The following is a 14073-nucleotide window of genomic DNA, read 5'->3' as shown; positions in this document are numbered from 1 at the left end:
AGGAAACAAGATGAAGATTTTACTCAGCAACGATGATGGTGTGCACGCTCAAGGTATTCATGAGCTGGCAAATGAATTACGTGATCTTGCTGAAATTATCATTGTTGCACCTGATCGTAATCGTTCGGGAGCTTCAAATTCATTAACTTTAGAACAACCTCTTCGTGTTCAAGAGATTGCTGAAAATACCTATTCGGTACAAGGGACACCAACAGATTGTGTGCATTTTGCGTTAAATGAACTACTCAAAAATGAGATGCCTGATCTGGTTTTAACGGGTATTAATCACGGTGCTAACCTTGGTGATGATGTGCTTTATTCAGGTACAGTAGCAGCAGCAATGGAAGGGCACTTTTTAGGTGTTCAGTCAGTGGCGTTTTCTCTGGTTGGAAAAAAACATTTTAAGACAGCGGCAGTTATTGCTCGTCGTATCGTCGAACAACATTTAGCAAATCCAATCCCGACCAATCGCCTACTAAACATTAATGTTCCTGACTTAGCCTTGGATCAACTGTCTGGTACTCAAGTGACGCGCTTAGGAGCTCGTCATCATGCTGAAGATATGATTAAGCAGAAAGATCCTCGCGGGCATGATATTTATTGGCTTGGTCCTCCGGGAAAAGAACAAGATGCTGGTGAAGGTACGGACTTTTATGCGATAGAGCATGGTTTTGTATCGGTAACACCGCTACAGGTTGATTTAACGGCGCATGAGTCGTTGGGTGCGATGGCGACATGGTTAGGAGAGAAGTAAGTGAGTAATCCACAAGCAGAGCGCTTAGTTACTTTTCTGATTGAAAATGGCATTCAAGATCAGAAAGTGCTTGATGCGATTTACCAATTACCAAGAGAGAGTTTTTTGTCGCAGGCGATGCATCATCAAGCTTATGATAATAATGCGCTGCCTATTGGACAAGGGCAGACGATCTCTCAGCCGTACATCGTTGCTAAAATGACAGAGTTACTTGAACTACAACAAGATAGCCGTGTTTTGGAAATTGGCACGGGTTCTGGTTATCAAACCGCTGTACTAGCTCAACTTGTTGACCATGTGTATTCGGTTGAACGAATAAAGTCTCTACAATGGGATGCTAAACGCAGGTTGAAGCAACTCGATTTCTACAATATTTCAACCAAACATGGTGATGGCTGGCAAGGATGGTCTTCCAAGGCGCCTTTTGATGCGATTATTGTCACCGCAGCTGCAGAGTCGATTCCTCAGGCTCTTTTACAGCAGTTGAAAGATGGCGGCCGTTTATTAATCCCTGTTGGTGATGACGAACAACAATTGTTGAAGATTGTTCGCCATGGTGACGAGTTTTTATCGAGCGTGATCGAGATGGTGAGATTTGTACCTCTTGTTCCCGGTGAACTAGCTTAATAACAAGACTAATGGTGTAGGTGGGTAGAGAGTCGATGCGTTCGAAGTTGTTAAAAGTAAGTGCTTTACTACTTAGCTGTGCCCTTGTTGGGTGTGCAGCGAATTCGCCTGCGCCAGTTTCAAGCTTAAATAAAAAATACTCTTCGATTGATCGTGGCAGCTATCGCGGTAGTTACTACGAAGTGAAAAAAGGCGATACGCTTTATTTTATTGCTTATGTGACGAACAAAGACGTTAACGATTTAGTTAGTTATAACAAGCTCTCTGCTCCTTATACAATCCACCCAGGGCAGAAGCTTAAGTTGTGGCGCCCGAGCTACAGCGCACCAGCGTATGGTAAATCAACAGTGGCGGTTGCAGCAGTTGCTGCGCCTGTCGCGGCATCCACTACATCATCGGCATCCACTACGTCATCGACAGCAAGTACCCCTAAAACTACGCCTAAAAAGAGTAAAAACTCTAAACCTGCGCCAACTCAAACTACGACTAAAGTGGTTAAAAAAGATCCACCAAAGAAGGTTGAACAATCCAAATCAAAGGAGTATGTTGGTTCTAAAGGTAAACAGAATGTTACACCGTCCACCAAACCAACAAGTGATAAAGTATCCAAATGGTTATGGCCAACTAAAGGGAGAGTAATCAAGAATTTCTCTGTAGGCGAACAAGGAAATAAAGGCATAGACATAGCAGGACAGCGAGGTCAGCCAATAGTATCTACTGCAGGGGGAACGGTTGTTTATTCGGGTAATGCATTACGAGGCTACGGCAATCTAGTGATTGTGAAGCATAATGATAATTACTTAAGTGCATACGCGCATAACGACCGACTATTAGTATCTGAAGGGCAAAGTGTGAAACCAGGGCAGAAGATTGCAACAATGGGAAGCTCTGGAGCCAGCAGTGTTAGGCTGCACTTTGAGATTCGTTACCAAGGTAAGTCCGTTAATCCAAAACGATATTTGCCTTAAATACAATATGCAAATAATACATATTGTATGGAGTGACATAGTCATTTAGCGACATATAAAGTTGTGATGTCATGCTAATTTCGCCAGGGGGAGGCGTTATGAGTATAAGCAATGCAGTAACCAAAGAAGAGTTCGATCTTAACCAAGTAACCACGGAATCGGAAACACTTGGAAAAGCAAAACGAACAGTCACTAAGAAAACCGAAGCGAAAGAAGAAGCTGAAGTTACGTCTAAAAGTTTAGATGCTACTCAACTCTACTTAGGCGAAATTGGTTTCTCACCACTACTAACCGCTGAAGAAGAAGTGCTTTATGCACGTCGAGCTCTACGCGGTGATGAAGCGGCCCGCAAACGCATGATTGAAAGTAACCTGCGTTTGGTGGTTAAAATATCTCGTCGTTATAGCAACCGTGGTTTGGCACTTCTCGATCTAATTGAAGAAGGCAACCTAGGCTTGATTCGCGCCGTAGAGAAGTTTGACCCAGAGCGAGGTTTCCGCTTTTCAACTTACGCGACATGGTGGATTCGTCAAACCATTGAACGTGCTTTAATGAATCAGACTCGCACCATCCGTTTGCCAATCCATGTTGTGAAAGAGCTGAACATCTACCTACGTACAGCAAGAGAGTTATCACAAAAGCTTGACCATGAACCAACGGCTGAAGAAATTGCTACTAAGCTAGACAAGCCAGTTGGTGATGTGAGCAAGATGCTTCGTTTAAACGAGCGAGTGAGCTCCGTTGATACGCCAATTGGTGGTGACGGTGAGAAAGCACTGTTGGATATTATTCCGGACATCAACAATTCCGATCCTGAGGTTTCAACTCAAGATAGCGATATCAAGAACTCGTTGATTTTCTGGCTAGATGAGCTGAACCCGAAACAGAAAGAGGTGCTTGCACGTCGCTTTGGACTACTTGGCTATGAACCGTCAACGTTAGAAGAAGTAGGCCGTGAAATCTGCCTGACTCGTGAACGTGTTCGTCAAATCCAAGTTGAAGGTCTTCGCCGTCTACGAGAGATTCTGATCAAGCAAGGTCTGAACATGGAAAACCTGTTTAACGTTGAAAACGACTAAACGATATTCCACGATCTCGAAATAATAAAACGCTGACCAAATGTCAGCGTTTTTTAGTTTTTGGTCTAGCTCTATCTTAGCTAGAAAACACAGCGCTTGGTTATTTTAATTAGAGTAGTTTCTTCAAGCGGTAGAGCTCTTCTAATGCTTGGCGAGGGGTTAGATCATCAGGATCAACATTCGCCAGTGCTTGTTCTACTTCACTTGGTTCAGGTATCAGGCTCAGTTGGTTCGCTATATCGACGCCGCTTGGCTTTGAGGTTGGAGAGTCGATACTCAATGACTCTAACTGAGTCAGCTTCGTGCGTGCATTCTTGATGACCGCTTTAGGTACACCAGCCAATCCAGCTACAGCGAGGCCGTAAGATTTACTTGCAGCACCTTCTTGCACTGCGTGCATAAAGGCAATGCTGTCACCGTGTTCAACTGCGTCTAAGTGTACGTTCGCTAAGGTTGGAAGTTGGTTAGGCAGTTCAGTTAGTTCAAAGTAGTGCGTTGCAAATAGTGTCATCGCATTGATTTGATTAGCTAGCCATTCAGCACTTGCCCAAGCCAGTGATAGGCCATCATAAGTGCTGGTGCCGCGGCCGATCTCATCCATTAGCACAAGGCTATTTGGTGTAGCGTTATGCAGAATATTCGCGGTCTCTGTCATCTCAACCATGAAAGTTGAACGACCCGAAGCTAAATCATCCGATGCGCCAATACGCGTAAAGATACGGTCGATAGAGCCAATCGTCGCGCTTTCTGCTGGTACATAACAACCGATATGAGCCATCAGCGCAATGAGTGCGGTCTGACGCATGTAGGTCGACTTACCACCCATGTTTGGACCTGTGATGATCAGCATTTTACGTTGATCATTGAGGTCGATAGGGTTCGCAATGAAAGGTTCGTCCATCACTTGTTCCACTACAGGATGACGACCTGCTTGAATTTGCACACCAGCTGACTCTGTCATCGTTGGACGGCAGTAATCAAGAGTGTCTGCACGTTCCGCTAAGTTTTGCAGAACATCAAGCTGAGATACAGAAGAAGCGATATTTTGCAGTTGCTCTAGATAAGGCAGTAACAAATCAAATAACTCTTCCCACAACTGCTTCTCGATAGCTAGGGCTTTCGATTTTGAGTTGAGGACTTTATCTTCATGCTCTTTTAGCTCGGGAATAATGTAGCGTTCTGCATTTTTAAGCGTTTGACGGCGAACATAGTGTGGTGGCACAAGGTGGCTCTGCCCGCGGCTTACTTGAATGAAGAATCCGTGTACGTTGTTGTAGCCAACTTTAAGCGTGTCGATGCCATGGCGTTCACGCTCTTCTTGCTCAAGCTTGTCAAGAAACTCTGTTGCGCCCGCTGCAAGGTCACGCCATTCGTCTAACTCGGTATTATAGCCTTCTGCAATCACACCACCATCTCGGATAACCACCGGTGGGTTTTCTTTGATCGCACGCTCAAGTAGTTCAGAAACTTCACCCAAAGGAGAAGCATATTGAGCAAGTTGAGTAAGATATGGGTGTTTAAGTTGCGTCAGTGTTTCAGCAAGCTCTGGTAAGTATTCCATTGCTTGGCGAAGACGAGCCATATCGCGAGGACGCGCTGAACGAAGTGCTAATCGAGCAAGAATGCGTTCGATATCACCGATCTGTTTTAAGGTTGGTTGTAGCTCTGTGAATAGAGCCAAATCTTTCATTTCACCTATCGCGTCTAGGCGCTGATCGAGTGCTGAGATATTGCGCATTGGTTGATGTAACCAACGCTTAAGCATACGACTGCCCATAGCGGTTGCGGTGTGATCAAGCACTTCGGCAAGGGTATTATCAGTGCCGCCCGATAAGTTTTGAGTGATCTCTAGGTTACGGCGAGTTGCCGCATCAAGGATCACTGAGTGATCTTGCTTATCCATTGTGAGTGAACGGATATGCGGAAGGGCTGTTCGTTGGGTATCTTTAACGTATTGGATCAGACAACCCGCAGCACACAAACCGAGCTTCGCATTTTCTACGCCAAAGCCAACAAGATCGCGAGTACCAAATTGTTGATTGAGTTGTTGCTTAGCTGTATCTAATTCAAATTCCCATACTGGACGACGGCGATTGCCATTACGACTTGCCATCAAATTTACAGGTTCGAAATCTTCAGGGAATAGCAGTTCACGTGGTGACGTTCTCTGCAATTCTGCCGCCATTGCTTCTTCGGTTTCCGGCTCACATAGCTGGAATCGACCAGAAGTAATATCAAGCGTCGCGTAGCCAAATTTACCATTGTGGTGGTAAATAGCGGCGATTAAGTTGTCGACTCGCTCAGAAAGCAGGGCTTCGTCGGTTACGGTACCCGGTGTCACGATACGCACAACCGCGCGCTCAACAGGGCCCTTTGAAGTTGCTGGATTACCAATCTGCTCACAAATTGCTACGGACTCGCCCAACTGCACTAACTTCGCAAGATACCCTTCAACAGCATGGTATGGAACACCCGCCATAGGAATTGGCTCACCATTTGAAGAGCCACGCTTAGTCAGTGAAATATCGAGTAGTTGAGAGGCTTTTTTAGCGTCATCGTAGAAAAGCTCGTAGAAATCGCCCATGCGATAGAACAGCAGAATTTCTGGGTTTTCTGCTTTGAGTTTCAGATACTGCTGCATCATGGGAGTATGTTTTTGATCGGCTTTCACAGTTAACTTCTTTCGTTTATTTCTATTGCGGCTTAGGATACGTGAAAGCGTTTCGTGCGAAAAGCGACACATGCGAAAAGATGCAAATCCAAATGATATGACCGTAGATAAAGGGAGCCGATGATGTATACGATTCAAGTTCTTAGTGAACAGCTTGGACATTTACTCGCTAAACACCAACATATCTTAGTGACGGCTGAATCTTGCACTGGTGGAGGTGTAGCGACCGCTATTACAGATATTGCTGGAAGTTCAGCATGGTTTGATCGCGCCTTTGTGACCTACAGTAATGAAGCAAAGCAAGAGATGATCGGTGTTCAGTCTGAAACCTTAGTTAAGTTTGGTGCTGTCAGTGAGCCTGTAGTAATCGAAATGGCTGATGGTGCGTTGCAAAATTCAAATGGCACAATTTCGGTATCGATAAGTGGTATTGCCGGTCCTGGTGGTGGCTCGGAAGATAAACCTGTAGGGACGGTGTGTTTTGCTTGGAAGGCCTGTGATGGGTGGAATAAAGTAGAAACGAATGTATTTACAGGTGATAGATCACAAGTACGCCAACAAGCGACGCACCATGCCCTGCAAGTTATTTATGATTACCTCTCAATGGAAGACAGATAACATTTGTACAAATTATTTTCACACAGGTATAGACACTGTATGAATCAACAGTATAATGAAAGCCAATTAGTCACCCCTATGTGGGTTAGAAATAGATTCTAAATCGCTTGTTGAGACAACCGATTATGTGGAGATAGAAATGGACGAGAATAAACAAAAAGCGTTAGCCGCAGCCCTTGGTCAGATTGAAAAACAATTTGGTAAAGGTTCGATCATGCGTCTTGGTGACAACCGCACAATGGACGTAGAAACTATTTCTACAGGTTCTCTATCTCTAGATATCGCACTAGGTGCTGGTGGCCTTCCAATGGGTCGTATCGTTGAAGTTTACGGCCCAGAATCATCAGGTAAAACAACGTTAACGCTTGAGCTTATTGCTGCAGCACAGAAAGTAGGTAAAACGTGTGCATTCGTTGATGCGGAGCACGCACTTGACCCTATTTACGCTCAGAAGCTTGGTGTTGATATCGACGCGCTTCTTGTTTCTCAACCTGATACGGGTGAGCAAGCATTAGAAATCTGTGACGCTCTAGCTCGTTCAGGTGCTATCGACGTTCTTGTTATTGACTCAGTAGCTGCACTGACACCTAAAGCGGAAATTGAAGGCGAAATGGGCGATAGCCACATGGGTCTTCAAGCTCGTATGCTTTCTCAAGCAATGCGTAAGCTAACAGGTAACCTTAAGCAGTCTAATTGTATGGCTATCTTCATTAACCAAATTCGTATGAAGATTGGTGTGATGTTCGGTAATCCAGAAACAACAACTGGTGGTAATGCGCTTAAGTTCTACGCATCTGTTCGTCTTGATATTCGCCGTACAGGTGCGATTAAGGATGGTGATGAAGTTGTTGGTAATGAAACGCGTATCAAGGTTGTTAAGAACAAGATTGCTGCACCATTCAAACAAGCTGAAACTCAAATTCTTTATGGCAAAGGCTTCAACCGTGAAGGCGAGCTTATCGACCTAGGTGTTAAGAATAAGCTAGTAGAAAAAGCAGGCGCTTGGTACAGCTACAAGGGCGACAAGATCGGTCAAGGTAAAGCTAACGCTGGTAAATACCTACGTGAAAACCCAGAGGTTGCTCTTGAGATCGATACTAAACTTCGTGAGTTGTTATTAACTCCTGCTGTTCTTGAAGAGAAGGGCGCAGAGAAAGAAGAAGAAAGCGAAGAGCTATAAGCTAACGTTTTATAAAGTGAATGCTTGAAATAAGCATTCACTTGGAAAGAATTTAAAGCCTCGCATATTTTGCGGGGCTTTTTTATTGGAATAGCCTATCGGATATCTCTTTAATCAACTCTCTCTCGTTACCTGAGTTTTTAGTGATTATGTCGCCAATTTAGTTCTGCTTTTCTACGGCTAGATATAGTGGAATATTCTACGTTTTATCGAATTTCAACTAAAATCCTGCCCAAGGGTGTCTTTTCTACAAGAAAACTAGTCGAAGCCTTAACCATGATCTACAATACGGCAAAATTCTAACTCGACTATTTTCAGGAAGAGCTGCATGTACATGAGCACTGATGAGGTTCGCAACGCGTTCCTTAAGTTCTTTGAGAGCAAAGAACACCAAATCGTAGACAGTTCATCGTTAGTTCCACATAACGATCCAACCCTGCTATTCACTAACGCAGGTATGAACCAATTCAAAGATTGCTTCTTAGGCGCCGAAAAACGTGCCTACACTCGAGCAACTACGGCTCAGCGTTGTGTACGTGCGGGTGGTAAACACAATGACCTTGAAAACGTAGGTTTTACGGCTCGTCACCACACGTTCTTCGAAATGCTAGGCAACTTCAGCTTTGGTGACTACTTCAAAGAAGAAGCGATTGGGTTTGCTTGGGAATTCCTGACGGAAACTCTTCAACTGCCAAAAGATCGTCTACTAGTAACGGTATACGAGACAGATGATGAAGCATTCGATATCTGGAACAAGAAAGTAGGTGTACCTGCTGACCGTATCGTTCGAATCGGCGACAAAGAAGGCGGTAAACAGTTCGAGTCTGATAACTTCTGGACGATGGGTGACACAGGTCCTTGTGGTCCATGTACTGAAATCTTCTACGATCACGGTGAGCACATCTGGGGCGGCCGTCCTGGTACACCTGAAGAAGATGGTGACCGTTTCATCGAGATCTGGAACAACGTATTCATGCAGTTCAACCGTCACGCTGACGGCACAATGGAACCGCTACCTAAGCCTGCTGTAGATACAGGTATGGGTATTGAGCGTATTTCTGCAATCATGCAGGGCGTTCACTCTAACTACGAAATTGATGTATTCCAAAAGCTAATCAAAGCGACAGCGGAAGTTGTGGGTCATGACGATCTATCTAACCAATCGCTACGCGTTATTGCTGACCACATCCGTTCTTGTTCATTTTTAATCGCTGACGGCGTTATGCCTTCAAACGAAGGTCGTGGCTACGTTCTACGTCGTATTATTCGTCGTGCAGTTCGTCACGGTAACAAGCTTGGCGCACAAGGCGTGTTCTTCCACAAACTTGTGGGTGTACTGGCTGAAGTGATGGGCTCTGCGGCAGATGAACTTAAGAAACAGCAAGAGCTTGTTGAAAAAGTACTTCGCATTGAAGAAGAGAACTTTGGTCGCACGCTCGAGCGCGGCATGGTTATCCTTAACGACGCACTAGACGCACTTGAAGGCAAAGAGCTTGACGGTGAAACAGTATTCAAACTTTACGATACATACGGCTTCCCTGCTGACCTTACGAACGATGTAGCTCGTGAACGCGACTTTACCATCGATGAAGAAGGCTTTGAGAAGGCGATGGAAGCACAGCGTAAGCGTGCACGTGAAGCCGGTCAGTTCGGTACTGATTACAACGCGACGATCAAAGTAGACACGAACACTGAGTTCTGTGGTTACACAAGTACTGAAGGTGCTGGTGAAATTTCTGCGCTATTCGTTGACGGTGAAGAAGTATCTTCACTATCGGCTGGCGACAAAGCAATCATCATCCTTGAAGAGACACCATTCTATGCAGAGTCAGGCGGTCAATGTGGTGACGCTGGTACGCTAAGCACTGCGTCGGGTCTCTTCAAAGTACAAGATACTCAGAAGCTAGGTAACGCATTTGCACACCACGGCGAGCTAATTGAAGGCGTATTTGCTCAAGGCGATAAAGTCGAAGCGCGCGTTGATGCTGAGCGTCGTGCTGCTATTTCACTGAATCACTCTGCAACTCACTTACTTCACTCTGCACTGCGCGAAGTGCTAGGTGAGCACGTTGCTCAGAAAGGTTCTTTAGTTAAGCCAGACAATCTACGTTTTGACTTCTCCAACCTTGAAGCGGTAACACCGGCACAGATTAAAGAAGTAGAACGCTTGGTTAACGCACAAGTTCGTAAGAACCACGTGATTGAAACCAACATCATGGACATCGAGTCAGCGAAACAAAAAGGTGCAATGGCACTGTTTGGCGAGAAGTACGATGATGAAGTTCGCGTTCTATCTATGGGCGATTTCTCTACTGAACTTTGTGGTGGTATCCACGCAAGCAACACGGGTGATATCGGTCTATTCAAGATCACTTCTGAAGGTGGTATTGCTGCGGGTATTCGTCGTATTGAAGCGGTAACGGGTGAAGCAGCTCTAGATGCAGTAGAAGCTCAGGCTAACGCTTACGAAGAGAAGCTTGCTGAATCAGCTAAGAAAGCAAAATCGCTAGAGAAAGAAATCCAACTGCTTAAAGAAAAGATGGCTGCGGCAGAAAGCGCAAACATCATGGGCAAAGTAGAAGATATCTCTGGTACTAAAGTTTTGGTTGCTGCAATTGAAGGCGCAGACAACAAGAACCTACGTACTATGGTTGATAACGCTAAAAACCAAGTAGGTAGCGGCATCATCCTTATCGCGAATATCGCTGACGGCAAAGTTGGCTTGATTGCTGGCGTAACCAAAGACCTTGTTGGCAAAGTAAAAGCGGGTGACCTCGTTAAGATGGTTGCTGAGCAAGTTGGCGGTAAAGGCGGTGGTCGTCCTGATATGGCTCAAGCGGGTGGTACAGACGTTGAAGCACTACCAGAAGCGCTTAAATCGGTACGTACTTGGCTTGAAGAGCGCCTTTAAGCTTAAGTAATTGATATAAAGATGCCCAATCAATTGATTGGGCATCTTTTATTTTGCCTATAGCAAGAGCTTTTAAACAAGGTTTGATTGAGATTAACCAAGAAGTCTAATGGTAACGTTAGACTCCTTGGTTAATTTTTTATTGCTTCGCTATGACGCGGAGCGAGTGTTTTTTTGTCATATATAGACATTGGTCTTGGGAAGGTGAGGAAGGGTGAAAATGCCTCTTATCGTGCAGAAATTTGGTGGAACGTCGGTGGGTTCAATAGAGCGAATCCATCATGTAGCAGATAAAATCATTGAAGCGAAAAATGAAGGTAACCAGGTAGTGGTTGTCGTTTCTGCTATGTCAGGTGAAACAAATCGGTTAGTTAACTTAGCCTCGCAAATTGATAGCGTACCAAACGCTAGAGAACTGGATGTGCTGTTAACGGCTGGAGAGCAAGTTTCCATGGCTTTGTTGGCGATGACGTTGCACAAGTTAGGTTATGAAGCGACATCGATGACGGGTTATCAAGCTAAGATACACACCGATTCAAATCATAATAATGCGACGATTGAGCGTATTGATACCGCTCCAATTCAAGCCCTGTTAGATGATGGTCAAATTGTCGTAGTGGCTGGCTTTCAAGGTTTCAGTGCCAAAGGCGATATAACGACATTAGGCCGTGGCGGTTCAGATACCACGGCGGTTGCACTAGCGGGCGCACTGCAGGCTAAAGAGTGCCAAATCTATACTGATGTTGATGGTGTTTATTCTTGTGACCCTAGAGTCGTTAAGCATTCTAAAAAACTGGATACGCTAGATTTTCCCTCGATGGAAGAGATGGCCCGTAGAGGCGCTAAAGTGCTGCATCTACCGTGTGTCCAGTATGCGTGGCAACATAATCTGCCATTGAGAGTGCTATCAAGTTTTGAATCAGGCGAGGGCACGTTAATTGCGGGCAATCAGTGTTTGAATGAGATCGCTGGCATCGCCATTCAAAGAGATATGGTGCGTATTGAGTGTTTGAATGATGATTTACCGTCTTTTATATCGCAATGCCATTTGTTAGGGATCGAAGTCTGTAGTGTGATCGAGGAAACAGAACGGGCAGCGCTCATTATTAAACAAGACATAAGTGCTAAATTAAAACTAGTTTTTGCCGAAAAAATCCGTAATAGTGAACAGGTTAGTTTGTTAACTGTGGTAGGAAGCCGAACACAAGATATTGTGGTCAGTTCACATGGATTGTTGTCTGAAGGCGAAATTGATGTACAACATCACTTATTGCAGCAGCAGTCTTTAACTTTGGTGATATCACCAACGCAAGTCGATATGGCTGCTAACATATTACACAATGCATACATCGTAGCGCGTGAAACACAGGATTATCCTAAAAAAGAAGTGCATTTTGGTTAAATAAACTCAATCGATAGTTTACGAAAATATAACTTTTGTTGGATAATGCTCTCGTAGCTAGATAAATTTAGAGATTACTCAAGGAGCAAAGAATGCTAATTTTGACTCGCCGCGTTGGCGAAACACTGATGATTGGTGATGAAGTAACAGTTACTGTACTGGGCGTTAAAGGTAATCAAGTACGTATCGGTGTTAACGCACCTAAAGAAGTATCTGTTCACCGTGAAGAGATTTACATGCGCATTCAAGCTGAAAAAGGTAATGGTAACGTTGCACCTGGCAACTACTAATACTTTTGCGTAGAGAAGAGGCTAGCATTATTGCTAGCCTTTTTTGATCTTGCAGAATAGAAAAGAGTATTTCTATATAAATTGACGACCAGCTAGATGATCACTGCGGCAGTGAAACGAATACTTCATAAAGTGGTGAGACACAGATGTGATTGAAGTCGTTCGTTTGACGGTTTATTTGTTGGCTAAAACTCAAGTTTTGTTAGCTTGCCCTATGGCGCAATAATGCATCCCGTAGTATGGTGCAAACAGCGGTAACACTTGTTACTGGATAAAATAGATAATTGTTTCGACTGTTTATTATCGTCAATCTTTCGCCTTAATTTTTAAGGGAAAATGCGTTAAATTGATCTTGGAAGTTCAATTTGCAAGCGCTTTGATTAAATAGCAAACGGTTGAGTGTTTTTGTCCAATTTTTTTCAATAAAGTGTTTGACATATTTTCGGTAAAACGTAATATGTGCCTCCGCAAGACGGTGAGGTGGCCGAGAGGCCGAAGGCGCTCCCCTGCTAAGGGAGTATGTGGTTTGTAGCTGCATCGAGGGTTCGAATCCCTCCCTCACCGCCATTTCTTGCGAGTCTAAAATTAGCAACTTAGACAAATGTAAATGTGCGTCCTTAGCTCAGCTGGATAGAGTACCTGGCTACGAACCAGGCGGTCGGAGGTTCGAATCCTCCAGGACGCGCCATTCTCTTTTCTCTTACTTGTAAGTGATTTGGGAATAATGAATTAGGTGAGGTGGCCGAGTGGCCGAAGGCGCTCCCCTGCTAAGGGAGTATGTGGTTTGTAGCCGCATCGAGGGTTCGAATCCCTCCCTCACCGCCATTCATTACAGGCCGATGGCCTTTTTTTTTCTTCGTAGCAAGAAGAATGTGATATATTTCACAACTTCATTCTAAGTGAATGAACACCGTGCGTCCTTAGCTCAGCTGGATAGAGTACCTGGCTACGAACCAGGCGGTCGGAGGTTCGAATCCTCCAGGACGCGCCACTATTTAAGGGCTTCTTTCTTACGAGAATGAAAATCCTTGTATTGAATTGTTGATTACAACAAGTTGATACTAAAACCGTGCGCTCTTAGCTCAGCTGGATAGAGTACCTGGCTACGAACCAGGCGGTCGGAGGTTCGAATCCTCCAGAGCGCGCCACTCTTTAGGGTTTCCTTGTGAACTCCTGATGTTGGAAATACTGATATCGAAAATCGTGCGTCCTTAGCTCAGCTGGATAGAGTACCTGGCTACGAACCAGGCGGTCGGAGGTTCGAATCCTCCAGGACGCGCCACTCTTTAGGGCTTCTTTCTTATAAGAATAGAAACCCTTGTATTGAATAGCTGTTTACAGCGAATTGATACTAAAACCGTGCGCTCTTAGCTCAGCTGGATAGAGTACCTGGCTACGAACCAGGCGGTCGGAGGTTCGAATCCTCCAGAGCGCGCCACTATTTAGGGTTTCTTTTATGAACCCCTGATATTGGGAGTACCGATATCGAAAACTGCGCGTCCTTAGCTCAGCTGGATAGAGTACCTGGCTACGAACCAGGCGGTCGGAGGTTCGAATCCTCCAGGACGCGCCA

General features: G+C 44.8%; 10 protein-coding genes and 8 tRNA genes. 17 read left to right on the top strand and 1 reads right to left on the bottom strand.

Translation table 11 applies throughout. The annotated features are described in order from the left end of the window. The first annotated feature begins 10 nt into the window (after window positions 1–10). The 4 genes from surE (at window position 11) to rpoS (ending at window position 3428) form a co-directional block, all read left to right on the top strand. Window positions 11–754 carry a 5'/3'-nucleotidase SurE gene (gene surE / locus IQO02_RS07235; RefSeq protein WP_010435796.1) on the top strand — a complete coding sequence of 248 codons (744 nt, stop codon included), beginning with the start codon at window positions 11–13 and terminating at the stop codon, window positions 752–754. After that, a complete protein-coding gene (locus IQO02_RS07230; RefSeq protein ID WP_010435798.1) occupies window positions 755–1381 on the top strand; it encodes a protein-L-isoaspartate(D-aspartate) O-methyltransferase in 627 nt (208 codons plus the stop codon). It abuts the gene before it with no gap. A gap of 35 nt (window positions 1382–1416) precedes the next feature. Beyond that, window positions 1417–2349, top strand: coding sequence for a murein hydrolase activator NlpD (gene nlpD, locus IQO02_RS07225; protein ID WP_016768192.1), 933 nt, complete (start codon window positions 1417–1419; stop codon window positions 2347–2349). A 98-nt stretch (window positions 2350–2447) separates the two neighbouring features. After that, window positions 2448–3428: an RNA polymerase sigma factor RpoS gene (rpoS, locus tag IQO02_RS07220; RefSeq protein ID WP_010435803.1), complete on the top strand. Its 981-nt coding sequence runs from the start codon at window positions 2448–2450 to the stop codon at window positions 3426–3428. A gap of 109 nt (window positions 3429–3537) precedes the next feature. On the opposite strand, the gene mutS is transcribed toward rpoS, so the two are convergent. After that, window positions 3538–6099 (bottom strand): DNA mismatch repair protein MutS, encoded by a 2562-nt coding sequence (gene mutS, locus IQO02_RS07215; RefSeq protein WP_016768193.1) that lies wholly within the window; start codon window positions 6097–6099, stop codon window positions 3538–3540. A gap of 123 nt (window positions 6100–6222) precedes the next feature. Here mutS and pncC point away from each other — a divergent pair, with 123 nt between their 5' ends. The 13 genes from pncC to IQO02_RS07150 all read left to right on the top strand — a co-directional run bounded on the left by pncC (window position 6223) and on the right by IQO02_RS07150 (window position 14073). Beyond that, window positions 6223–6717 carry a nicotinamide-nucleotide amidase gene (pncC, locus tag IQO02_RS07210; protein WP_016768194.1) on the top strand — a complete coding sequence of 165 codons (495 nt, stop codon included), beginning with the start codon at window positions 6223–6225 and terminating at the stop codon, window positions 6715–6717. A gap of 139 nt (window positions 6718–6856) precedes the next feature. Next, window positions 6857–7897: a recombinase RecA gene (gene recA / locus IQO02_RS07205; protein ID WP_010435812.1), complete on the top strand. Its 1041-nt coding sequence runs from the start codon at window positions 6857–6859 to the stop codon at window positions 7895–7897. A 328-nt stretch (window positions 7898–8225) separates the two neighbouring features. After that, a complete protein-coding gene (alaS, locus tag IQO02_RS07200; RefSeq protein ID WP_010435813.1) occupies window positions 8226–10808 on the top strand; it encodes an alanine--tRNA ligase in 2583 nt (860 codons plus the stop codon). Between the two features lie 220 nt (window positions 10809–11028). After that, window positions 11029–12210, top strand: a complete 1182-nt coding sequence (locus IQO02_RS07195; protein WP_010435816.1) for an aspartate kinase — start codon at window positions 11029–11031, stop codon at window positions 12208–12210. Between the two features lie 92 nt (window positions 12211–12302). Next, window positions 12303–12500: a carbon storage regulator CsrA gene (csrA, locus tag IQO02_RS07190; RefSeq protein ID WP_009847619.1), complete on the top strand. Its 198-nt coding sequence runs from the start codon at window positions 12303–12305 to the stop codon at window positions 12498–12500. 474 nt (window positions 12501–12974) lie between these two features. Continuing rightward, window positions 12975–13067: transfer RNA gene (locus IQO02_RS07185), tRNA-Ser, on the top strand. A 44-nt stretch (window positions 13068–13111) separates the two neighbouring features. After that, window positions 13112–13188 (top strand) — tRNA-Arg (locus IQO02_RS07180). A gap of 44 nt (window positions 13189–13232) precedes the next feature. Continuing rightward, window positions 13233–13325, top strand: a tRNA-Ser gene (locus IQO02_RS07175). Window positions 13326–13414: 89 nt separating this feature from the next. Next, a tRNA-Arg gene (locus IQO02_RS07170) sits at window positions 13415–13491 on the top strand. 80 nt (window positions 13492–13571) lie between these two features. Further along, window positions 13572–13648 (top strand) — tRNA-Arg (locus tag IQO02_RS07165). Window positions 13649–13705: 57 nt separating this feature from the next. Then, window positions 13706–13782: transfer RNA gene (locus IQO02_RS07160), tRNA-Arg, on the top strand. 79 nt (window positions 13783–13861) lie between these two features. Beyond that, window positions 13862–13938 (top strand) — tRNA-Arg (locus IQO02_RS07155). A gap of 58 nt (window positions 13939–13996) precedes the next feature. Further along, window positions 13997–14073 (top strand) — tRNA-Arg (locus IQO02_RS07150).

The sequence above is a fragment of the Vibrio sp. OPT24 genome, assembly GCF_015163545.1.
Lineage (GTDB): Bacteria > Pseudomonadota > Gammaproteobacteria > Enterobacterales > Vibrionaceae > Vibrio > Vibrio cyclitrophicus.
This window is presented reverse-complemented; position numbering and strand designations above follow the sequence as displayed.